Annotated in this window: 20 protein-coding genes; 9 read left to right on the top strand and 11 right to left on the bottom strand. The window is 57.6% G+C overall.

Going from position 1 to position 22,181, the window contains the following annotated elements:
• Window positions 1-8 precede the first annotated feature (8 nt).
• From ACESSO_RS07495 to ACESSO_RS07450, 10 genes are all read right to left on the bottom strand, one after another.
• Window positions 9-665: a 4'-phosphopantetheinyl transferase superfamily protein gene (locus tag ACESSO_RS07495; protein ID WP_373164423.1), complete on the bottom strand. Its 657-nt coding sequence runs from the start codon at window positions 663-665 to the stop codon at window positions 9-11.
• 132 nt (window positions 666-797) lie between these two features.
• Window positions 798-1,667: a 4Fe-4S binding protein gene (locus ACESSO_RS07490; protein ID WP_373164422.1), complete on the bottom strand. Its 870-nt coding sequence runs from the start codon at window positions 1,665-1,667 to the stop codon at window positions 798-800.
• A complete protein-coding gene (locus tag ACESSO_RS07485; RefSeq protein WP_373164421.1) occupies window positions 1,660-1,806 on the bottom strand; it encodes a CD1871A family CXXC motif-containing protein in 147 nt (48 codons plus the stop codon). Before ACESSO_RS07485 ends, ACESSO_RS07490 begins: the two co-directional genes overlap by 8 nt.
• Entirely contained in the window at window positions 1,803-2,414 is a 612-nt protein-coding gene (locus ACESSO_RS07480; RefSeq protein ID WP_373164420.1) for a TlpA family protein disulfide reductase, read from the bottom strand. The genes ACESSO_RS07485 and ACESSO_RS07480 overlap by 4 nt, the downstream gene beginning before the upstream one ends.
• A gap of 220 nt (window positions 2,415-2,634) precedes the next feature.
• Complete coding sequence (gene ppdK / locus ACESSO_RS07475) at window positions 2,635-5,268, bottom strand: pyruvate, phosphate dikinase (RefSeq protein WP_373164419.1); 2,634 nt, start codon at window positions 5,266-5,268, stop codon at window positions 2,635-2,637.
• 288 nt (window positions 5,269-5,556) lie between these two features.
• Entirely contained in the window at window positions 5,557-7,200 is a 1,644-nt protein-coding gene (locus tag ACESSO_RS07470; protein ID WP_373164418.1) for a trypsin-like peptidase domain-containing protein, read from the bottom strand.
• Window positions 7,201-7,316: 116 nt separating this feature from the next.
• On the bottom strand, window positions 7,317-7,826 hold the full coding sequence (locus ACESSO_RS07465; RefSeq protein ID WP_373164417.1) for a flavin reductase family protein: 510 nt from the start codon (window positions 7,824-7,826) through the stop codon (window positions 7,317-7,319).
• Between the two features lie 20 nt (window positions 7,827-7,846).
• On the bottom strand, window positions 7,847-10,357 hold the full coding sequence (locus ACESSO_RS07460) for a DNA translocase FtsK (RefSeq protein WP_373164416.1): 2,511 nt from the start codon (window positions 10,355-10,357) through the stop codon (window positions 7,847-7,849).
• A 152-nt stretch (window positions 10,358-10,509) separates the two neighbouring features.
• Entirely contained in the window at window positions 10,510-11,343 is an 834-nt protein-coding gene (locus ACESSO_RS07455; RefSeq protein WP_373164415.1) for an undecaprenyl-diphosphate phosphatase, read from the bottom strand.
• Window positions 11,344-11,449: 106 nt separating this feature from the next.
• Window positions 11,450-12,271: a Cof-type HAD-IIB family hydrolase gene (locus tag ACESSO_RS07450; RefSeq protein WP_373164414.1), complete on the bottom strand. Its 822-nt coding sequence runs from the start codon at window positions 12,269-12,271 to the stop codon at window positions 11,450-11,452.
• Window positions 12,272-12,479: 208 nt separating this feature from the next.
• Here ACESSO_RS07450 and ACESSO_RS07445 point away from each other — a divergent pair, with 208 nt between their 5' ends.
• The 9 genes from ACESSO_RS07445 to ACESSO_RS07405 all read left to right on the top strand — a co-directional run bounded on the left by ACESSO_RS07445 (window position 12,480) and on the right by ACESSO_RS07405 (window position 20,477).
• Entirely contained in the window at window positions 12,480-12,653 is a 174-nt protein-coding gene (locus tag ACESSO_RS07445) for a hypothetical protein (RefSeq protein ID WP_373164413.1), read from the top strand.
• Between the two features lie 20 nt (window positions 12,654-12,673).
• Window positions 12,674-13,948, top strand: a complete 1,275-nt coding sequence (locus ACESSO_RS07440) for a phage terminase large subunit (RefSeq protein WP_373164412.1) — start codon at window positions 12,674-12,676, stop codon at window positions 13,946-13,948.
• A 13-nt stretch (window positions 13,949-13,961) separates the two neighbouring features.
• Window positions 13,962-14,156, top strand: coding sequence for a hypothetical protein (locus ACESSO_RS07435; protein WP_373164411.1), 195 nt, complete (start codon window positions 13,962-13,964; stop codon window positions 14,154-14,156).
• Window positions 14,146-15,708, top strand: a complete 1,563-nt coding sequence (locus ACESSO_RS07430; protein ID WP_373164410.1) for a hypothetical protein — start codon at window positions 14,146-14,148, stop codon at window positions 15,706-15,708. Before ACESSO_RS07435 ends, ACESSO_RS07430 begins: the two co-directional genes overlap by 11 nt.
• Window positions 15,680-16,207 carry a hypothetical protein gene (locus ACESSO_RS07425; protein WP_373164409.1) on the top strand — a complete coding sequence of 176 codons (528 nt, stop codon included), beginning with the start codon at window positions 15,680-15,682 and terminating at the stop codon, window positions 16,205-16,207. Before ACESSO_RS07430 ends, ACESSO_RS07425 begins: the two co-directional genes overlap by 29 nt.
• A gap of 31 nt (window positions 16,208-16,238) precedes the next feature.
• Window positions 16,239-17,270: a chitobiase/beta-hexosaminidase C-terminal domain-containing protein gene (locus tag ACESSO_RS07420; protein ID WP_373164408.1), complete on the top strand. Its 1,032-nt coding sequence runs from the start codon at window positions 16,239-16,241 to the stop codon at window positions 17,268-17,270.
• A gap of 85 nt (window positions 17,271-17,355) precedes the next feature.
• Complete coding sequence (locus ACESSO_RS07415) at window positions 17,356-17,724, top strand: hypothetical protein (protein ID WP_373164407.1); 369 nt, start codon at window positions 17,356-17,358, stop codon at window positions 17,722-17,724.
• Complete coding sequence (locus ACESSO_RS07410; protein WP_373164406.1) at window positions 17,724-19,544, top strand: hypothetical protein; 1,821 nt, start codon at window positions 17,724-17,726, stop codon at window positions 19,542-19,544. The genes ACESSO_RS07415 and ACESSO_RS07410 overlap by 1 nt, the downstream gene beginning before the upstream one ends.
• A gap of 18 nt (window positions 19,545-19,562) precedes the next feature.
• Window positions 19,563-20,477, top strand: coding sequence for a hypothetical protein (locus ACESSO_RS07405; RefSeq protein ID WP_373164404.1), 915 nt, complete (start codon window positions 19,563-19,565; stop codon window positions 20,475-20,477).
• A 352-nt stretch (window positions 20,478-20,829) separates the two neighbouring features.
• On the opposite strand, the gene eno is transcribed toward ACESSO_RS07405, so the two are convergent.
• Window positions 20,830-22,149 carry a phosphopyruvate hydratase gene (eno, locus tag ACESSO_RS07400; RefSeq protein WP_297283952.1) on the bottom strand — a complete coding sequence of 440 codons (1,320 nt, stop codon included), beginning with the start codon at window positions 22,147-22,149 and terminating at the stop codon, window positions 20,830-20,832.
• Between the last annotated feature and the right edge of the window lie 32 nt (window positions 22,150-22,181).

Raw genomic sequence — 22,181 nt, 5'->3', positions numbered from 1 at the left:
TGGATATGTCAGTTCATGATGTGCAAAACCGGCTGCTCTGCGTTCGCCTTCTCCACACACACCGCAAGACGGTAATCCCGGTCGGCAAACTCGGGCAGGAAAAGCGAATAGCTGCCGGCGACCTCGTCACAGTCCAGCCGCGGCGGCATGCGATGAATGTCAATCCAGAAGCTGCGCAGCGGCAGGTCGAGTCCCCGTCCGGTGGATTTGACAAAGCTCTCCTTGAGTGTCCAGAGCTTATAAAATGCATCATCCCGCGCGGAAGGCAGAACCGTGTTGAGGTAACGCACCTCCTCACGGTGGAAAAAGCGGGAGGCAACATCCCGCCGCCCCGGCTCGCAGCGCTCAATATCCACACCGACCGGATGGTCGCTAAGCGCGCACACCGCCCAGTCGCCCGAATGAGACAGGCTGAAATGGATGCCGGGTTCGGATACCAGATACGGTTTCCCGCCCTCAGCAATCGAAATGGCAAGTGGGTGAACCACCCACGGATACTGCTGCGAGACCGCATATTCCAGCAAAAGCGATGCCGCAAAGCCCTGCGCTCTGGCTGTTCCGTGGCGTCGGTCCATCTGTTCCAGGCGACCACGGGATAAGCGGGCACGAGATGCGCTGTCGTCCGGATTCACGGCGGATACCGGAATGGCATATACAGCAGTCAAGAAAATTCCCCCTAAAGATTTGCGTGTTGGTGTAATGCGTTGAAGTAAATGGTATCCCTATTATACCACGATGAAACAGAGGTTGACAATTATCTTTATCCGACTCCGCGGAAAAAATACATGCATCCCGCTTCAGGCATCTTTTCGCCGCTGTCCTTGGCAGGGATTGACCGTTTCAATCGCACCATGCGGACAGGCGCGCCGACAATCGCCGCAGCGGATGCATTCCATGCTGTTTGGCGTTTGCCACACAGAGATATCCAGTTTGCAGGCCTGCCGGCAAGCGCCGCACTGCGTGCATTTTTCCGCGTCAATCCGGAACCGGTACAGTGCAATCGGATTAAACAAGCCGTAAATCGCGCCGAGCGGACACAAATAGCGGCAGAACGGGCGGTATACCGCCACGCTCAGCACCAGCAGCACGACGAGAATGGCTGCCTTCCAGGTGAACAGCCAGCCGAGCGCTGCGCGCAGCGGCGGGTTGGATGCAATCAGCGGAATTCCAGCAAACAACGTACCGGACGGGCAGATATATTTGCAGAACCACGGCTGGCCCTGTCCCACGATATCCAGCACAGTCAGCGGCAAAACAATGACAAACCCGACAAGAATGACGTATTTCAGATATTTGAGCACACGATCGCCCGGCAGTCGGCGCAGCTTTTTGGGAAAGGGTATCTTATGCAGCAGATCCTGCACCAGCCCGAACGGGCAGAGCCAGCCGCAGACCAGTCTGCCGAACAAGGCGCCGAACAACAGCAGAAAGCCTATCACATAAAAAGTGAATTTGTTGGTGCGGCTGGTGATGACGGCTTGAAATGAGCCAATCGGGCAGGAGCCGAGCGCGCCCGGACAGGAATAGCAATTAAGCCCCGGCACGCAAATCAGCTTGCTCTGTCCCTTATAGATGCTGCCTTTGGCAAAACCGGCGGCGTAACCGTTTGTCAAAGCAGCGAAAAGCAGCTGGACCAGCGTGCGGGCATGGTCGCGCAGCTTACCCAAGGCCGATACACTCCATACAGATATTGACCGCCTTGCGGAATACGATTTGCGTTTCTTCGCGCAGTACGCCCAGCACAAGAAACAGCACAGCAACCGCCAACGTAATTACAGCGGCGCGGTTACGGCGAAGAAAGCTCATCCCTGCACCTCTGTCAGCATCGCATCTATAGTCTGCACCCATTTGTCCTTGCTCTGCGCGCTGACGATAGCCGAACCGACCTGTTTCCCTTCACTGTCGACAAAAAACGTGGTCGGCACAGCGGAAATCTGCCCCAGAACGCCATACAAGTCCTCGGAAGGCAGCAGATGCAGATAGCTTGCGCCGGTTTGCTCCACGATATCGCGGGCGGTTTGCACCTGCTCCTCACTGATCGTTCCGTCCGTATTGAGCACATCGGACACCAGACCGATGATCTGCACCTTTTTATCGGCATATTCCTGTGCGAGTTCACCCAGATCAGGCATTTCATTGATACAGGGACCACAGAAGGTTGCCCATACGTTGACCATGGTCAAATCATAATCCGCCAAAACCGACTGATCAACGGTATTTCCATCCAAATCGGTGGCAGAAAAGCTGCTGAGCACACCGGCTTGCTCGGTGGTCTGTCCGCTGCCGCTTTGCGCATCGGTGATGCCTTGTCCGGTCGTGTTCGTACCTGCCGTTTGATTGGTTGAAGAACACGCGCTGAGCGCCAGCATACCGGCCAGCGAGATGCCCAGCAACGCAAATGGGATTCGTTTCATAGGACGATCCTCCGCAATTCTGATTTGTCTTATTATACGAGGTGTAAAACCGTTCTGTCAACACAAAAGACGTCTGCTTTACTTACTTGTAATCATTTTGACGGACACATCCGATTCCCCGGGAAACACCCCGCACACAAAAATGTCCTGCTCCCATTTGCATAAACAGCACAAACGGAAGCAGGACAATATTTTTATCGTTCTCTTGCCGAACAGGCGATTACGCCATGCCAAGCTCCTTCACACGGGCCTGCGCCGCCGCCAGACGGGCAATCGGCACACGGAAGGGCGAGCAGGATACATAGTTCAGGCCGACATTGTGGCAGAACTCGACGGAGGACAGATCGCCGCCGTGCTCACCGCAGATGCCCAGCTTGATGTCCGGACGGGTGCGGCGGCCTTCTGCTACTGCGTAGCGGATCAGCTTGCCGACGCCGTTCTGGTCGAGACGGGCAAACGGGTCGGACTCGAGAATCTTCTTCTCGAAGTAAGTCTCCAGAATGCGGCCCACGTCGTCGCGGGAGAAGCCGTAAGTCATCTGGGTCAGGTCGTTGGTACCGAAGGAGAAGAACTCAGCCTCCTGCGCAATCTCGTTGGCAGTTACGGCCGCACGCGGCGTCTCAATCATCGTACCAATCATATACTTCATCTTGAGGCCGGATGCTTCAATCAGCGCATCCGCCTTGGCCTTGATAACCTTCTTGACAAAGCGCAGCTCGTTGATTTCGCTGACCAGCGGCACCATGATTTCGGGCGTGATCTTCAGGCCGTCTTCCTTCCAAACGTTGATCGCAGCGGAAATGATGGCTTCGGTCTGCATCTCGGCAATCTCCGGATACAGCACGTCCAGACGGCAGCCGCGGGTGCCGAGCATCGGGTTGAACTCGTGCAGGTCAGCAACCTTGGCCTTGAGCTTCTCAAACGGAATACCCATCTCGCTTGCCAGCTCCTGAATATCCTCATCCTCCTGCGGCAGGAACTCGTGCAGCGGAGGATCGAGCAGACGGATGGTTACCGGCAGACCGCCCATTGCGCGGTAGATGGCTTCAAAGTCGCCGCGCTGCATCGGCAGAATCTTGGCCAGCGCGGTCTTGCGCTGCTCCACGGTATCGGAAATGATCATCTCACGCACTGCCTTGATGCGCTCGGGTTCAAAGAACATATGCTCGGTACGGCACAGGCCGATGCCTTCCGCGCCGAACTTGCGCGCCTGCGTTGCATCGCGCGGGGTATCGCCGTTGGTGCGGACCATGAGCGTGCGGATTTCGTCCGCCCAGCCCATGAAGCGGCCGAAATCGCCGGTCAGCTCCGCGTCCTGCGTATCAATCTTGCCGAGATATACGTTACCGGTCGAGCCATCGAGCGAAATGAACTCACCTTCCTTGACGACCGTGCCATCGGCAAAGGTCAGGGTCTTGTTTTCCTCGGAAACCTTGATGCCGTTGACGCCGGCCACGCAGCAGGTGCCCATGCCGCGTGCAACAACCGCTGCGTGCGAGGTCATGCCGCCGCGGGCAGTCATGATGCCTTCGGAAACCGCCATGCCGTCGATATCCTCCGGCGAGGTCTCCTGACGGACCAGAACAACCTTGAGACCGGTCTTATGAGCCGCCGCAGCCTCTTCCGCGGTGAAATATACCGCGCCGCAGGCAGCGCCGGGAGATGCCGGCAGGCCGGTGGTAATCGGGGTGGCTGCCTCCAGAGCCGCCGGAACAAAGGTCGGGTGCAGCAGCGCGTCGAGCTGCTTCGGCTCCACCTTCATGATGGCCTGCTCCTTGGTGCAGACGCCTTCGTCCACGAGGTCAACTGCAACCTTGAGCGCCGCCTGTGCGGTACGCTTGCCGTTACGGGTCTGGAGCATATAGAGCTTGCCGTTTTCAATGGTAAACTCCATATCCTGCATATCGCCGTAGTGCTGCTCCAAACGGGAGGAAATATCCACAAACTGCTGATATACTTCGGGCATGGTGTCCGCCAGTGCGGAAATCGGCTGCGGGGTACGGATACCGGCCACAACGTCCTCGCCCTGTGCGTTCATCAGAAATTCGCCGTACAGCTTCTTTTCACCGGTTGCCGGGTTGCGGGTGAACGCAACGCCCGTACCGGAGGTATCGCCCATGTTGCCGAATACCATGGACTGTACGTTAACTGCGGTACCCCAAGAGTGCGGGATATCGTTCATGCGGCGGTAGGTGTTGGCACGCGGGTTGTCCCACGAACGGAATACCGCGCGGACCGCTTCCATCAGCTGCTTCTTGGGGTCCTGCGGGAAGTCCTCGCCAAGGGACTTCTTGTAGTGGTCCTTGAACAGAACAATAAGCTCGCTCATATCGTCTGCGTCCAGCTCGTTGTCCAGCTTGACGCCCTTCTTCTCCTTAACCTGGTCGATGAAGGTCTCAAAGGTGGATTTGGGCAGCTCCATCACGACGTCCGAGAACATCTGAATGAAGCGGCGGTAAGAGTCACGCGCAAAGCGCGGATTATTCGTCAGTTTTGCGACTGCGTCGCAGATTTCATCGTTCATGCCGAGGTTCAGGATGGTGTCCATCATGCCGGGCATGGAAGCGCGCGCACCCGAACGAACCGAAACCAGAAGCGGCTTCTCCGGATCGCCCAGTGTTTTGCCGGTGACCTTTTCCAATTTATCGAGGTACTCAAGAATCTGATCCTGAATGTCCGGATAGATCGTCTTGCCGTCCTCATAATACCGGGTGCAGGCCTCGGTGGTGATGGTAAAGCCCTGCGGTACGGGCATGCCGAGTCCGGTCATTTCGGCCAGATTCGCGCCCTTGCCGCCAAGCAGCTCACGCATTTTTCCGTTGCCTTCCGGGAACATGTAAACGTACTTCTTCATTTGGGTCTTTCCTCCATTTCGTTTGGTGCTCTCTTAAACACACTTCAATCGCGCAAGAATATTATAGCATGCCGGACGCTTTGTGTTCCATTGTAGGAATTCACCGATTTGCCCCCTCCTTCTTGTGCAAATTGATGGATTTTATTGTTATTTCCGCAAAAATCAGGAGATTATACTTGTATATATTATCATTTCTTTCGCATTTTTAAACAAAAAAATTAACAATTTTATCATAATTGGCACTTTTAGCGCACTTTTTGTGAAATCAAACGAAATGCCGGGAGAGTTTCATGAAAAGCCGCAGGATGCACAAATACCTGCAAAAGAAAGATCGGCGGCCTGTACAAGGCCGCCGATCGGCTGCGAGGAGATACCGGACACACAGATGCCCAATGCCTGCACCCCGCGATAATTTGTTTCCACCATTTTAACAGACAGCAGATACCCCGCCGAGGAGGTGAATACACCGTCCGAGAACTGATAAAAGGTATTGCCATTGAGCGCGGCAAAGTATTGCAGCATCTGCTGTGTACCGTCCCCGCTCAGGTCGGATAAACGGTAATAAAAATACGTTGTGCCGCGATCCTTAACGCTGCCGAGCAGTGGCACGCCGGTAATCGCTCCAAAATCCGGCACAGGATACAGCTTGGCATAGCAATTGGATGCATCCGGCTGGTGCGTGCTGGTATAAACCGCCGGACTGACCGCTGTACTTCCCTCCAGCGTCTCCAAAACCGAAATCGGGACCGAATACGAGGGTGTACCGCTGCCGCGGCTGCTGACCGTAACGCCGATCAGACGGCCTTGTCCATCCACAAGCGCGCCGCCCGAGTTGCCGCTGATGACCGAAGCGGTGCTCTCAATCAGCGTGGTAAGGTAGTCCTGATTGCGCGGATTGGTCACCACGCCGCTGGTCACCTTCGCACTGCCGCCGCCGGGATACCCGAGCGCATACACGGTATCCCCGGTCTGCACATCGGTTGAGGTTTCCAGATAGGGCAGACCGCTGCCTACCACGCGAATATGCGAGATATCCGCGGTTGTGTCAATGTCGTATATGGTGACCTCCCGCTTGGTGCCGTCCTTCATTTCCGCGACCAGACGCTGCACCCCGTTGGCGATATGCCCGCAGGTGACTGCATCGCCGTTCGCGCTGATGATTACGCCGCTGCCCATACTGAGCACATTGCCGCGCGCATCATAAGAATAGAGCTTGAATACCGCCGGCATACAGCGCTCAAAAATTTCACTCGCCGTCAGTTCGGTCGATACCGCGAGCGAGAACGTGCGCCGCAGGCTGGGGTCCGCCATACGGGTGACGATAGCGGCGGCCTCGCTGCGCTTGATTGTGCTGGACGGCATAAAACGGCCTGCACTGTCCGAGCCGGTCAGCACGCCGGCGCGATACAGCTGGTAAACCGCATCTGCATAGGATGCGGAACTCGATACATCCGGAATTGCTCCGTCCTCAATCGTATTGATGGCACCCAGCGCATCGGCCGGCAGCGCCGCCGCCAGCACGGAGGCAAACACCGCGCGCGACGCCGGCTGCGTATAGTCCGAACGCTCGGCGGTCAGGATGCCGTTTTGCAGCGCATAATCCACATAGGTCCGGTACCATGGGGAGGAGGATGCAAATTCCGCGCTGCCGGTGTTGTAAATGCTGTGTAGACAGGCTGCCAGCTTAACGGCCTCCGCCACGGTCAGTGAGCTGTCCGGTGCAAAGCGGGTGGCAGACTGACCGTTAATCAGACCATATTCATAGGCCGCGCGCACATTATCCGCATACCAGGCGTTATCCGCCACGTCGGTGAACTGTCCCAGCGTGTATGTTGTCTGCGCGGTAAAGTTTTCATAGCCTGCAAATGCGCTTGGCAGCAACCCTAACATGAGCGCCGCTGTCAGCAGCAGACTGCATATTCTTTTTTTCACTGCGATTCCCTCCGGTTTCGGGCTGAATACAGACAGCGGAGACATGCTCCGCCGCCCTCCTTCTTCCAGTATAGGCCCGAAGGCTTGTCGGTTTGGTGAACAATCTGTGACGTTTTTTATTTTTCCGCTCGATACGCCGCGACAATTTCCCCGATATACATGGTATGGTAATCCTTATCGCCATACCATCTGTCGAGCGTCTCCTGCTGAAGAATGTCCTCGGGTGCAATTTCGCTCTTGCAGCGCTTACGGCAAACCAGCACCAGCTCCGCCTCGGCAAAAGCCGGTTGCCCGTCCACCATGACCGGCGTCAGGCCGCTGTCATGCATCTTATCGATATCGCGGCCGGACTTGCTGCCCAGCAGATTCAAGGCGTCGCGGTGGCCATCCTGTAAAAAAGACAGCGTATAATACTCTGAGTTATCAACAAACTCCTTGGTATAACGGCTGTGGCGGATATAGCAGGTTGCCGAGGGTTTGCCCCAGATGACGCCCACGCCGCCCCAGCTGGCGGTCATGGTATTCCACTTTTCCTCTGTACCGGCGGAAATCAGCATCCACTGCTTGCTGATTAACTCAAACGGGTTAAAACTCTGTTCTGCGATGTTGATTTTTGTAAAAGACATAGGGATTCCTCCTTGCATGGTTATGGGATATCGTGCCGCCGCAGCTTCATTTCCTGCCACTCATCTCTGGTTATCAGGATTTGCCGCGGCTTGGAGCCTTCCGACGGCCCGATGATGCCGCGTTCCTCAATCTGGTCGATGATGCGCGCGGCACGCGCATAGCCCAGCTTGAGCCGACGCTGCAGCATGGACGTGGACGCCTGCCGACAGTCCATGATAACGTCGATCGCTTCCTCAATCATCTCGTCCTCGTCACCGCCCGCATCGCCGGACGCGCCGCCGCCCTTGCTGTCCACCTGTTCGGCTTGACGCTCGATATGTTCGAGGATCTCCTCATTATATTCGGCAGTGCTCGTCTGCTTGATATGCGCGATGACCGCTTCAATTTCGTCGGACGAGATAAAGCAGCCCTGCACACGGGTGGGCTTGCCTTCGCCCAGCGGCGCATACAGCATATCGCCCTTGCCGATGAGCTTTTCCGCGCCGGTCGTATCCAGAATAATGCGCGACTCAATCTGGCTGGCCACCGCAAACGCGATACGGGACGGGATGTTCGCCTTCATGATGCCGGTGATGACATCCGCCGAGGGGCGCTGCGTCGCAACAACCAGATGCATGCCCGCCGCGCGCGCCTTCTGCGCGATACGGCAAATCGAGGTTTCGACCTCCTTGGCGGCGACCATCATCAGATCGGCCAGCTCGTCGATGACAATGACAATCTGCGGCAATACCTGATACTGCTCAGGCGTGCCGCCCTCCTCCTGCTCGACCTTCGCGCGTTCGGCGCGCATCAGGTCGTTATAGCCCACCAGATTGCGCACCTGATGGTCGGCAAACAGCTTGTAGCGCCGTTCCATCTCGCCAACCGCCCAGTTGAGCGCACCCGCCGCCTTTTTCGGGTCGGTCACGACCGGAATCAGCAGGTGCGGGATACCGTTATAGTTGCCCAGCTCGACCATCTTGGGGTCGACCATAATCAGGCGCACCTCTTCGGGCGTGGACTTGTACAAAAGCGAAATCAGCATCGAGTTGATGCACACAGATTTACCCGAACCGGTGGTGCCGGCGATCAGCATATGCGGCATCTTGGCAATATCCCCGATAACCGGCTTGCCGGTGATGTCCTTACCGACGGCAAAGGACAGGCGGCTGCGCGCGTTGGTGAACGCGGGAGACGAAATACACTCGCGGATGAACACGGTGTTGACCGTCTTATTCGGCACCTCGATGCCGACCGCGATTTTATCCGGGATGGGCGCGATACGCACGTTTGCCGCACCCAGCGACAGCGCAATATCGTCCGACAGGGCGGTAATGCGCGAGATTTTGATGCCGCGCGGGATGGTCAGCTCAAACCGCGTAACCGACGGGCCGCGCACGATGCCGATAATCTGTGCATCGATATTGAACGATTCCAGCGTATCAATCAGGCATTCGGAATTTTCCTTCAGCTCTGCTTCTGCACCGGCAACCGAGGTATGTTTTCCCTTGCTCAGCAGGTCAATGGGCGGATAGTCATACACCGGCACAGGCGCCTTCTGGCTCTCGTCCATCTGCTCACTCAGCTCCGCCTGCTCATTTTCACTGATTTTTTCCGCCTTTTCCGGCTTTTCCGGCTTGGGCGCAGGCTCGGCCGGCGGCTCCTCCTCACGGTTTTCCACAAGGTCAAGGATGCTCACCTGCTCGCCCGTGGTTTCCTCCTTCAAAGAGCGCAGATATTCATCCGGCGCCATCGGCTTGCCGCCATGCGTGCGGCGCACGGGCGCATCCGGGTCCGCCCCCGGCTTGTCCTCGCCGGGCGGCTCGGTGTCGAGCGGAATATCGATATCTGCCTTTCGGCGGGCCGCACGGCGCTCCTCACGGCGCTGCGCGTGCGCATTGACCGCCTCGTGTACGTTGGGCAGCTTGCGCGGCGCCTCATAGCGCTCACGCTCTTCTTCATCCTCATACTCATATTCCGGCGGGCGGAACATTTCCAGTAAAGCCTGCGGTGTGATGCGGCACGCGACCAGAATCGCCGCGACCGTCAGCACCAGCAGCACCAGCAGCGCTCCAACCGAGGACAGCGCCCACTCCAGCACAATATACAGGCCGCCCGCCAGCAAGCCGCCGGACTTCCCCTCCATGCCAGTTGTCAGCAGGTCGAACAGCGTTTTCATGGAGAAATCATATTCATTTGCACAGGCAAATGCATGGACAATGCTGCCGATAAACAGCGGCAGCAGCGCGATGCTCGTACCGCGCAGCCGCACCGGCCCCTTCTGCCGCGCAAACAGCAGGCCTGACAGCGCGAGCAGCGCAAACGGCAGCAGATAGCCGCCCTTGCCAATCAGTGCGCCGATGCCGCGGTGCAGCCAGTCGAGCAGCACGCCGTCAATCGGCAGAATCGCCAGCAGGCATAAAAGCCCGAGTACGCCCCAGATTGCGCCCCATGTGGCACGGGACATAACCGGCTCCGGCTCGGGCGCACGCCGCGCGGCTGTTTTCCCGCGCGACGAAGTCTTTTTGGTTGTGGTTTTCTTTGCAGCCAAAGTGTTTTTCCCTCGCTTTATTTGCTTTCCCGCACGTCTCAGTGTGCGGATGATGCCGGCCAATGGCCGGTATTTTTCGGATAAGTGCGAAGAAAAGTCCCGTTATCCGGAACTTTTCTCAACCTCTGCGGTATATGCGCCCGCAGACGGCATTATATCATTTTTATCAGGCTTACCACGATGGTGATGGTACCGATCAGAGTGCAATACACCACGAACGGTCGGAAATTGCCGCGCTTGGAAACAAAGCGCACCATGCGAATCGCCGCAAGGCCGGACAGCATCGCCGCTATAATACCCACCAGATAGCAGGCAATGGACACATCGCCCATTGCCGCCGCCGGGTCCTTGAACACGTCGACCAGTTCCAGAATATTCGCGCCCAGAATCACCGGCAGGGACATGATAAACGCGAAACGCACCGCAAAATCACGCGAAAAACCGCGGAACAAACCGGTGCAGATGGTGGTGCCCGAACGGGACAGGCCGGGCAGAACGGCAAAGCACTGGCCGATGCCGACAATCAGCGCATCCAGCCAAGTGGCGTTTTCCTCGGTCTTATGCTTTTTCGGCGCTTTCTCCGACAGGTACAATATGGCTGCCGTCACAAGCAGCAGAAGGCCTACCAACAGCGGAGAGGAAAATGCTTCCTCCAGCTTGCTCTTGACCGGCAGAATCGCAAACATCGGCACAATGGTCAGCAGCAGCATGACAATAAAACGGCGGTACGGATGGCCGTTAATCTTGAATCCGTCATGAATCCAGCCGAAAAACTCCACAAACAGCTCTTTGATGTCCTTCCAGAAGGCCACGATAACGCTCAGCAATGTGCCAAAGTGCAGCAGCACATTAAACAGCATATAGTTGGTTTCTACACCGTCGCCAAACAGAGTCTGCACCAGCACCAGATGACCGGACGATGACACGGGCAGAAACTCGGTCAGGCCCTGTACCAGACCCTGCAAAATAGCAAACCATAAACTCATGAAATATGTCTCCTTTTGATGGGGCAAATATTACATACAAAATTATTATAGCATATCTACGCGCCGGATACCACCATTTTCCGCAAAAATGATGTGTTTCGCACGATTATCCGTTCTCCGCCAGAATCCGATCAATCGCCGCAGCCACGCCGTCCTCCGCATTGGTCAGCGTATGCCGCTTGCAGATTGCCTTAACCGCGTCATTGGCGTTGCCCATGGCGATGGGCAGCTCGACCGCGCGCAGCATTTCCAGATCGTTTTCGCTGTCACCAATGGCCGCCGCATGAGACAGATCGGTGCCCAGCTCCCGACACAGCATCCCCAGCGCCGTGCCTTTGTCTGCCGCAGGCGTGACCACTTCAATATTGTCCTCCGCCGAGCTCATGACGCGCACGCCCGGTATCTGCCGAATCTGATCGCGCACCATCTGCAGAGTGACCGGATCTTTGCTGCGGGCGAAAATTTTATCCACCGACACATGTCCCTCCGCGATAAACTCCGCAATTGAAGGCACAACCTGCTTGACCGCAAGATAACCCTCGTTGGATCTGTATTTAGCAAACTCCATTTCATCATAAGGGGTAATGAGCAGGGTTTCTCCTACGTAAACCATCACCATCAACCCGATGCGCTCCACCGCCGCCGCCGCACGCACGGCAGGCTCCCACGGCATGGACATGCGCATCATGCACCGTCCGGTAGACACACGCGAAATGGACGCGCCGCCGGCGGTCACCATCAAATCGTCCGCTTTCATCTGCACGGCAAAATCACGCGCCTCACCACAGATACGTCCGGTCGAAATCACGACATGCACGCCCGCCTCCCGCGCACGACGCACTGCGTCAACCGTTGCATCAGACACCGTATTGTTCGGTGTAAGCGCTGTTCCGTCCAAATCGAGCGCGATCAGTTTGATGTTTTGCATGTTTCTTTTTCCCCCTGTATATTCCCATTTCCTATTCAGGATACCGCAGAGGGCAATAAATTGCAAGCCTGAAAAACATCAAACATTTGTTCTTGTTATTTTTCCGTTTGTCGGCTATTCTTTGTCTCACGGGAAGACAAGCAAATCCACCCCAGAAGGAGTTGATGCCATCTTGCGAAGTTCAGACGACCCCGGGAGACTCGTCGGGATGCTCTACGAGATCGCCGGGGACGCCGATGCACCGGCAAACAGCCGACTGAGCGCGATCAAGGAGATCCTCGACCGGACAGTCGGCAAGGGCGCGATGCTGGTGGGCGAAGAGCAGGAAGCTGCACCGATCGAGATCGTGTTCCGCATAGTAGACGATACGAATTCCCCGTAACCCGACGGCAGGCGGCATTCGTGCAGTCGGGCGCGTTTGAAACACTGTTCGGCGGCGCGGCAGGTGGCGGTAAAAGCCACGGGCAGCTGCTCGACGCGCTGCGCTTCGCCGTCTGCTACCCCGGCTCGCGGCAGCTCATGCTGCGGCGCACGATGCCGGAGCTGGAGCGCTCGCTCGTGCCCGCGTCTCTGCGGCTGTTCCCGCGGTCGATTGCCAGTTACAAGGTCAGCGACCATCTATGGCAGTTCAAAAACGGCTCGACGCTTGAGTTCGGCTACTGCGACGCGGAAAGCGATGTGACCAAGTACCAGAGTGCGGAATACGATGTTTTGCGTTTCGATGAGTTGACCCACTTCACCGAAAGCCAGTTCACCTATCTCATCTCGCGTGTGCGCGGGGCGAACGACTACCCCAAGCAGGTCAAAAGCACGACCAATCCGGGCGGCGTGGGGCATCAATGGGTCAAAGCGCGTTACATCGACCCGATGCCGCCCGACACCCAAACCGAATTTGACGGCGGCTCGCGGCTGTTCCTGCCCGCGCGGCTTACGGACAACCCCTTCCTGCACCGCGCGGACGCAGGCTATGAAAAGCGGCTGCGGCTGCTTTCGGTACGCGACCGGCGCGCGCTGCTGGACGGTGTGTGGGAGCTGGACGAAGGACGATACTTCAGCGAGTTCAGCCCCGCCCTGCATGTCGTGCGGCCATACCCCATCCCCCGTGACTGGCGGCGGTATCTGACCATCGACTACGGTCTGGACATGCTGGCCGCGCTCTGGATTGCGCAAAGCCCGGACGGGTACAGCGTCGTATACAGAGAGTTATATCAGTCCGGTTTGATTATCTCAGAAGCCGCGGCAGCTATTCTCGCCTGCGAGCTTTCCGGCGAGCATATCGACTGCCGCCTGGCCCCGCCTGACTTGTGGAACCGGCGGCAGGAGACCGGCAAAAGCGCGGTCGAGCTGTTTGCAGACTGCGGACTGGATTTTGAAAAAAGCTGTAACGAGCGCGTTGCCGGCTGGCTGGCGCTGCATGAACTGCTCGCCCCGCGCAAGGACGAGCAGGGTCAGCCCCGCCCGCGACTGACCATCTTCGACACCTGCCGCAACCTGATTCGCACGCTGCCTGCCTTGCAGCACGATGCGCGCAATCCGTCCGACGTGGCAAACACGCCGCACGAGCTGACCCACGCGCCCGACGCGCTGCGCGGTTATGCCGCAACCGTGTACGAGCCGCCCGCACCTGTCCGCCCCACGGCATATGACTGTGAAGTCGGCGAATTTCTCGCCTATTAAAAGGAGGAACCCAATGACCATTTTACTTTACTGCATCGGCGCGGCACTTCTGGTGCTGACCGGCGCGGTCGTATCCGGCGGTCTGCGTCTGCCGCACCGTTCCGCAAAGGGCGACAGCGATACGCCCACACCCGCGGACGATGCGCTCAGCCGCGATTTGGCCGCGCTGATGGCTTACGGACGGGAGGACAGCAGCGATGAAATTTGACCCGTCCCCTACCGCCATCTGGCGGAAATACGAGCGCGACCGCGACTATAAACGTTCGATTGACCTGTACGACCGCGTGCGCCGCAACGAGGCGTTCTACCTCGGCCGTCAGTGGGAGGGGCTGCGCGTGCAGTCGCTCGACCCGCTGATTTTCAACGTGCTGCGCCGCTGCGTCAACCTGTTTGTGTCCATGCTGGTCTCGGACGATGTAGCGGTACGCGCCCAGCCGTTCGACATGGACGGCGACGGCCGCAAGACCGCCCGTGTACTCGAGCGCGCGTTCGCGTCGGCCATCGAACGCTCGGGCGTGAAAGCGCTTGGCCGCCCGCTGCTCAAAAACGCCTGCGTGGACGGCGACGCATGCTTCTACATGCACTTTGACCCTGCGCTCGAAACCGGACAGGCGGTGAAAGGCGATATCGTGGCCGAGTTGATTGATTCCACCAACGTCTGCTTCGGCAACCCAGCCTCCGACGAGGTGCAGCGCCAGCCATACCTGATTCTTTCCATGCGCCGCGATGTAGACGAGGTGCGCAAGGAAGCGCGGGAAAACGGCCTGTCCGCAGCCGAAGCCGAGGCCATCGTGCCGGACGACACCGAGGACTATCTGCGCTATCGCTTAAACGGCGAAAACGACCGTGTGACCGTGCTGCTGCACATGCGTCGGACCGAGCATGGCATTGCGTTCACCAAAACCACGCGCACCGCGACCGTCATGCGCGAAAAGGAACTGCCTTACCGCTATTATCCGGTCACGCACCTGTGCTGGAACCGCGTACGCGGCTCGTGCCACGGCGAAAGCCCACTGACCGAGGCCATCCCCAACCAAATCGCCATCAACAAGCTGTACTCCATGTATGTGCAGTGCATCAAGCAGGTGGCGTTCCCCAAAATCATTTACGACATGACCCGTTTCCCGAACGGCTGGTCCAACGATGTGGGCAAGGCGGTCGGCATGCGCGGCAACCCGAACGAGGCGATTGCAACCGCGTTCAAGGCACCCGACATTTCCTCGCAGGTGCTGGGGCTGCTCAAACAGATGATGAGCGATACCGCCGAGCTGATGGGCGCCAGTGAAGCCGCGCTCGGCACAGTAAAGCCGGACAACACCTCGGCTATTGTGGCGGTGCAGAACGCGACCGCCGCCCCGCTTGAGCTGACCAAAATGGAGTTTTACCGCTTCACCGAGGACTGGGCGCGTATCTTCCTCGACCTGATGGGCGCGCACTACGGCATCCGCACGCTTGTCGTGGCTGACGAGGAGGGCGAGACACCCTACCGACAGAGCTTTGACTTCTCCCAGCTCGCCGGACAGGATTTGCGCTTGCAGGTGGATGTGGGTGCGGCGAGCTACTGGTCGGAAACCATGCAGACCATGACCAATGACCATCTGCTCGAAAGCGGCGTCATCACCGACCCGCTTGTGTATTTGGAAAACGTGCCTGATTATCAGGTGCGCGGCAAAAACGACCTGCTGCACGCACTCCGCATGCAGCGACAGCAGCAAAAGGAGGCAAATACAAATGCAAACCAGACAGAAAACGACCAGTAACCAGCAGACCGGCGCAGCCCCGACCGCACCCGTCGACCCGTTTGCGGTCGACACCGCGCAGACCGCACAGGTGCCGCCCAACGAGCAGGCGGCACAGGCTGGGCAGCAGACCTATCCGGTGCCGGTCGACGGCGAGATGCGTGAGCTGACGCTGGATGAGCTGATTCAGGCGGCAAGCCTGGGGCTGTCCAAGCAGAACGCTTACATTCGCCGTAACCGCGCGGCAAACGGCATGCCTAACGGCCAGATTTATGCGGCGTTTGTCGAGGAATATCCGAATGTGCGTCCGGAAGAAATCCCGCCGCAGGTGTGGGAATGGGCGCAGCAGGAAGGCTCGCTCGTCTCTGCCTACCGCAAGTGGGAGATCCTGACGCTCAAGGATGAACTGGCCGCGCTCGAGATGAACCAGAAAAACCGCCGCGCCGCGGTCGGTCCTGCGCAGAGTGACGGCGAACCGTCGGGCGTTGACCCGGTCACGCTGGCACTGCTAGGAAAGTAAACAAATCGTATAATCAGGAGGTATTATACTTATGGCTATCAATCTTGCAACCAAATATTCCGATCAGATTGCAGAAGTATTCACCCGCGCATCCTTCATCAAGGGCAAGACCGCCGAGACCTTTGACCTGACCGGTGTGAAAACCCTCAAGGTGTACACGCCGATCACGGTGGAAGAGGTCGACTACGACCGCGACGGTGGCCTCAAGCGCTACGGCGACGTGACCGAAATGCAGGACGTTGTACAGGAACTGACCATGACGCAGGACAAGGCTTTCACGCTGACCATCGATAAAGGCAACAACCTCGACCAGAATCTGGTCAAGAATGCGGCCGACATGCTGCGCCTGCAGCTGAACGAAAAGTCCACGCCTGCGGCAGACAAATATGCCTTCCAGCGCTTTGTCACCATGGCGGGCACGCTGGCGGAAAGCGAAAAGCCGACCAAGTCGAACATCATTTCCAAGATTGCAGACGCTTCGCAGGCGCTCGACGACGCGCTGGTGCCGGACGATAATCGCTATCTGTATCTGACCAGCGAAATGTACAAGCTGGTCTGCACCTCGGACGAATTCGCAGGTGTGGACGTACTCGCGCGTCAGTCCATCGCCAAGGGTGTCTGCGGCGAGGTGTTCGGTATGAACGTCGTGCGCGTACCCAAGAGCTACCTGCCGGACAACGTCTATTTCCTCGTTACGCACAAGGATGCGGTGCTCATGCCGTACAAGATTGCGGACGCGAAGGTACACGAAGACCCGGTCGGCGTGTCCGGTGCGCTCATTGAGGGCCGTCACTACTACGACGCCTACGTGCTGGGCGCGAAGTGCGGCGGTGTGTATGCGCTGGTGGCATCCGGTTCGATTTCCGCCGCACCGAGCATTTCGGGCAAAAAAATCACCGGTTCCGGCACGATCCGCTATACGCTGGACGGCTCCGACCCGCGCTACTCGGATTCCGCCAAGGATTATGTAGCGGAAACCGAACTGACCGCCGAGGACGGCTGCCAGATCCGCGCCTATGCAACCGAAGAAAGCAAATATCCGTCCCCTGTGGTCGCAGGCTAACCCATGACCGGCTGTTCGGCCACTGCTCCGGCAGTGGCCGCAGCCGCCGCTTTCCGGTGACTGCAACCGGAGGAAAGGAGTTTTTATGACCGGAACTGAATGCTACTACGCTGCGCTCAATCTCTTGGGAGAAACACGCGACACCGGCGCATACTACGAGCAGTTTGCGCTTGGCGCACTCAATCAGCTGCTCACAAACAGCCTGCGTGAAATCAATGCGCTGCGCGCGGCACAGCACGAAGAGCTGCTGACCGTGCCGCCGCGCTTAACTTCACTGGAGGAGGACATCCCCGCGGATAACTGCCTTGTCAGCGAATGCTTTCCTTATGGATTGGCTGCATTGCTTGTGGCCGATGATGACAAAGCAAAATTCAACTGGACTGCCTCGGAATATGCCGAGCGTCTGCTGAGTCACTGCCCGGCGCAGCTAACCGCCGTACAGGAGATGATCTGATGCGCGCCTATCAATTTCCGCAGCCCGAAACCGTGCATGAAACTATCGTCAGCAGCTTCGGCGGCGTGGATTTCCGCACCCATCCAACCAAGCTGTCGCTCTCGCGCTCCCCTGATATGCAGAATCTTATCTGCGACCAGAACGACTATCTGGTCAAGCGCACGGGCTGGCAAACCAAGCACACCTTTGACGGGGCAATCTACGGTCTGTTTCCCCTGCCGGACAGTGCGGGCTGCGTAGTACACGCGGGCAAAAAGCTGTATGTCCGGCAGGCGGACGGTACACAAACCGAATTGTGCGCGGATATGAAGGAGGACTTCACTCAGTCATTCGTGATGAGCGGCGTGCTCTATCTGCTCGACGGCGCAACCTTCCGCGCCGTGCGCCGCAAGCAATCCGAGGATGGCTGGGAAGCTGTGCGCGTGCAGGACATCGCCTATGTGCCAACCACAACCATTTCCGCGCAGCCAACCGGCGGCGGCACCAGTTATGAAGCAGTCAACCTGCTGACCCCCAAGCGCATCAACACCTTCATCGGAAACGGCTCGGCGACGCAGTTTCAGGTGGATGCAAAGGATTTGGATGATGCCACGGTGACTGCCGCGGTTGACGACAAAGCGGTAACGGTTTCATCCGTCGATCGTTCCACCGGACTGGTGACGCTTGCCGCTCCCCCCGCCAGCGGCAATGGACTGGCAAATGTCGCCATCACCTTTTCCAAAACGGTCGAAGGCTATGCTGACAAAATCAACCGCTGCCGCTTTGCGGGGCTGTACGGCGGCAAAAACGACACCCGCGTATTTCTCGCGGGCAACCCGGACGAGCCTGCCTGCGACTGGCAAAGCGGCCTGTACGACCCAACCTACTTCCCGGATACCGGCTATACCCGTATGGGCACGGACGCCTCCGCGATTGTCGGTTATCTCAAGCAGTATGAAAGCCAGCTCATTGTCAAGGCCGGTGGTGCGCAGGAATCCGCCAGCTACCGGCGCACGTTCACCCTCACCGACGATGGTACGGCGCTTTATCCGCTGACACAGGGTGCGCAGGGCGAAGGCGCCATTTGCTCACGCAGCTTCGCCTCCCTGAACGATTTGCCGCTGTTTCTGTCCGCTCACGGTGTGCAGGGTGTGTTCGGCACAAGCGTTGCCGAGCAGCGAACCATCCATTCTGTGTCAGATGTGGTAACACCCCGTCTGGAAACCGAGCCCGGACTGGAAAACGCCTGCGCAATTGTCTTTGAGGGCAAATACTATCTGGTGGTCAACGAACATGTTTATATTGCGGACGGCACGCTTGCCGATACCGACGGCAGTCCCACATGGTTTTACTGGACCAATGTACCCGCACAGTGTCTGGCCATTCTGGATAACGAGCTGTGGTTCGGCACGGCGGACGGCAGGCTGTGCCGCTTTCGGCAGGCAGAGGAGGACGACGCCTACTGCGACGACGACGCTGCCATCGACGCCTATTGGCGCACCCCCACACTGCCGCTCGGCGACTGGGGGCGAATGAAAACCGTGCGCGACGTCATTCCCACACTGATGCCGCATTCGCGATCGGGCGCAACCGTGCAGTACGAAAGCGAGGACGGCAAAGTCCTTGCACTCTCACGCAATATGGATTTATTTTCCTTTAAAACACTGGATTTTTCACGGTTTTCTTTCCGATGCATTCCGGGTGCGCTGAGTTACCGCACCCGCTATCGTCAGCATCGCATGCCGCTGCTCGCTGTGCGCATCGGCAACGACCGCATTGGAGAACCGTTCGGCCTGCTGGCCCTGACCATCCGGTGGACGACAGGACAAACCATTATCTAAGAAAGGAGGAGGTTTCGGATGGCATCCAATTACAAAAAGGATTTTGACTATGCCGAGGCGATTGCGAACACACAGGATGCCGGTGAGCGACAGCAGCTGCTTGCCGAGCGCCAGAACAAGATTGAGGCCGAGGGATTGGCAGGAAAGGTTGCGTCTAATGATGCCGTTTCCACCTGGAACGGCAATTACCGCCCCTATTCGGTTTCCAGCACCGAGCGCGGCGGCAGCGAGGTGAGCCAGTTGTACGACGCGGCAGAACAAGCACGTCTGCAACGTCTGGAAGCAGCACGCGCGCGTATCCAGCAGCAGCTTCAGAACAACCTTTCCTCAATCGAAAGCGATTACACCGCCAGCATGACGCAAACCGACATCAACGCACGCCAATCCGTCATTTCCAACGAGGAAAAGCTCGCTGCTCTCGGTCTGAACATGGGCGCGCGAGGCGCTGCCGCTACCTCTGGCGCTGCGGAAACCAGCCGCATCGCCATCGACAACCAATATCGCAGCGACCTTAATGCGCTCGGTCAGGCGCGCCTTACCGCGCGCGCAGCCGCACAGGACAGTGCCTCCGCGCAGGAGGCTGCTTTGGAGAACGAGTATTTCAACGCCACGGAAAACGCCGCACTCCAGCAGGCCCAGTCCGCGCTGACGCAGTTCAACGCCGACCGGGATTACAGCCTGTCGGTCGCCGGACTGACCGGCTTCCTGAACGGCACACCCACATTGGCCTATCGGGATTATGCCTCCGGGCTGACCAGTCAGGCGCAGACGCAGGCATACGAGCAGGCCTTCAACCGCTGGAAAACATCCGGCTACGTCCAGTCGGGTGACGCCGCCATTCTCGGTGTGCCTGCCGGCACACCGACCGCGGATGTCAGCTACAAAAACGCCAGTCTGGCCTTGCAGCAGTGGAAGGCCGGATATTGGTATTAAAATACATACAGTTGCATAAAAAGCCGGCCTCCGCCATAAAAGCGGAGACCGGCCTTTGAAAGAAATGAAGGTATGGGCTAAGTTATTGGATATTATGCGTTATAGTTGTCTGTTATTTTAGGATGCACCAATGTTAAATCTTGTATAAACAATCATAGCACACCCCTATTCTCAGGTCAATACTTTTGCCTTACAAATACTTGTATTTTTTCTTATATGTTCCATAATTTTAGCTTTTTATGCCTTTTTCGCAAAATAATTCGTGTATTCGACCGATTCCTGCCCTGTTCTCTGCAAAGCAAAAGCCGTTCATCTTGCGATGAACGGCTTTTTTGAAAGCATGTGCTGATGCTTACTTGTTCTTCAGGTTGAAGAAAGCATCCTTGCCGAGGTACTTTGCAACATCCTCGCCCAGTTCCTCCTCGATGCGGAGCAGCTGGTTGTACTTCGCAACGCGGTCGGTACGGCTCGGTGCACCGGTCTTGATCTGTCCAGCGTTGAGCGCAACAGCGATATCAGCAATGGTAGCGTCCTCGGTCTCGCCCGAACGGTGAGAAACAACCGCGGTGTAGCCCGCACGGTTTGCCATCTGGATAGCGTCCAGAGTCTCGGTCAGAGAACCGATCTGGTTTACCTTGATGAGGATGGAGTTTGCAACACCCATGTCGATGCCCTTCTTCAGGCGGGTGGTGTTGGTAACAAACAGGTCGTCGCCAACCAGCTGGATCTTGTCGCCAAGAGCCTTGGTCAGCATCTCCCAGCCTTCCCAGTCCTCTTCAGCCATGCCGTCCTCGAGGGAGATGATCGGGTACTTCTCAGCGAAGCCCTTCCACATCTTAACCAGCTGCTGCTGGGTCATCTTCTTGCCGGACTTGGGCTGGATATAGCACTTCTCTTCGTCGTTCCACCACTCGGAGGAAGCAGCGTCAATTGCAATCATGAAGTCCTCGCCGGGCTTGTAGCCAGCCTCTTCGATTGCCTTAACGATAACCTTAAGCGCATCCTCATCCTTCTTCAGGTTGGGAGCGTAGCCGCCCTCGTCGCCAACGCCCGCAGCCGGGGTGCCGTTCTCCTTAAGGGTGGTCTTGAGCTGATGGAATACTTCTGCACAGCGGCGCAGCGCCTCACGGAAGGACGGAGCGGAAACCGGCATAATCATGAATTCCTGAATCTCAACGTTGTTAGTCGCATGTGCGCCGCCGTTGAGGATGTTCATCATGGGCATCGGCAGGGTCTTGGCATTGCAGCCGCCGATGTAGTTGTACAGCGGCAGGCTCAGAGCCTCAGCAGCAGCCTTAGCAACCGCCAAAGATACGCCCAGGATAGCGTTTGCACCGAACTTGGTCTTGTTCGGGGTGCCGTCTGCATCGATCATCGCCTTGTCGATAGCCTGCTGATCGAGCGCGTTCATGCCGATGATGGTCTCAGCGATCTCGCCGTTAACAGCGTCAACCGCCTTCAGAACGCCCTTGCCATTGTAACGGGACTTGTCGCCGTCGCGCAGCTCGCAAGCCTCAAAGATACCGGTGGAAGCGCCGGACGGAACAGCCGCGCGGCCCATATAGGCGCCGGTGTCGCCCTCAACGTAAACCTCAACCTCGACGGTCGGGTTGCCACGGGAGTCCATGACCTCGCGGCCGAGTACATCAACAATTTCAATGTAGCCCTTCATAATTCTTACTCCTTTTTATTTGAAATTTGGGG

This window comes from Agathobaculum sp. Marseille-P7918, assembly GCF_964248325.1.
Taxonomy (GTDB): Bacteria; Bacillota; Clostridia; order Oscillospirales; family Butyricicoccaceae; genus Agathobaculum.
The sequence above is the reverse complement of the archived record's forward strand: the minus strand, read 5'-3'. Positions and strand labels throughout refer to the sequence as shown.

What these genes read in the sequence shown, in the direction of transcription:
- ACESSO_RS07485 (WP_373164421.1), bottom strand. Translation starts at nt 1,806, where the DNA reads ATGAGCTTTCTTCGCCGTAACCGCGCCGCTGTAATTACGTTGGCGGTT.
- ACESSO_RS07480 (WP_373164420.1), bottom strand. Translation starts at nt 2,414, where the DNA reads ATGAAACGAATCCCATTTGCGTTGCTGGGCATCTCGCTGGCCGGTATG.
- ppdK (WP_373164419.1), bottom strand. Translation starts at nt 5,268, where the DNA reads ATGAAGAAGTACGTTTACATGTTCCCGGAAGGCAACGGAAAAATGCGT.
- ACESSO_RS07465 (WP_373164417.1), bottom strand. Translation starts at nt 7,826, where the DNA reads ATGTCTTTTACAAAAATCAACATCGCAGAACAGAGTTTTAACCCGTTT.
- ACESSO_RS07455 (WP_373164415.1), bottom strand. Translation starts at nt 11,343, where the DNA reads ATGAGTTTATGGTTTGCTATTTTGCAGGGTCTGGTACAGGGCCTGACC.
- ACESSO_RS07450 (WP_373164414.1), bottom strand. Translation starts at nt 12,271, where the DNA reads ATGCAAAACATCAAACTGATCGCGCTCGATTTGGACGGAACAGCGCTT.
- ACESSO_RS07445 (WP_373164413.1), top strand. Translation starts at nt 12,480, where the DNA reads ATGCTCTACGAGATCGCCGGGGACGCCGATGCACCGGCAAACAGCCGA.
- ACESSO_RS07435 (WP_373164411.1), top strand. Translation starts at nt 13,962, where the DNA reads ATGACCATTTTACTTTACTGCATCGGCGCGGCACTTCTGGTGCTGACC.
- ACESSO_RS07430 (WP_373164410.1), top strand. Translation starts at nt 14,146, where the DNA reads ATGAAATTTGACCCGTCCCCTACCGCCATCTGGCGGAAATACGAGCGC.
- ACESSO_RS07425 (WP_373164409.1), top strand. Translation starts at nt 15,680, where the DNA reads ATGCAAACCAGACAGAAAACGACCAGTAACCAGCAGACCGGCGCAGCC.
- ACESSO_RS07420 (WP_373164408.1), top strand. Translation starts at nt 16,239, where the DNA reads ATGGCTATCAATCTTGCAACCAAATATTCCGATCAGATTGCAGAAGTA.
- ACESSO_RS07415 (WP_373164407.1), top strand. Translation starts at nt 17,356, where the DNA reads ATGACCGGAACTGAATGCTACTACGCTGCGCTCAATCTCTTGGGAGAA.
- ACESSO_RS07410 (WP_373164406.1), top strand. Translation starts at nt 17,724, where the DNA reads ATGCGCGCCTATCAATTTCCGCAGCCCGAAACCGTGCATGAAACTATC.
- ACESSO_RS07405 (WP_373164404.1), top strand. Translation starts at nt 19,563, where the DNA reads ATGGCATCCAATTACAAAAAGGATTTTGACTATGCCGAGGCGATTGCG.
- eno (WP_297283952.1), bottom strand. Translation starts at nt 22,149, where the DNA reads ATGAAGGGCTACATTGAAATTGTTGATGTACTCGGCCGCGAGGTCATG.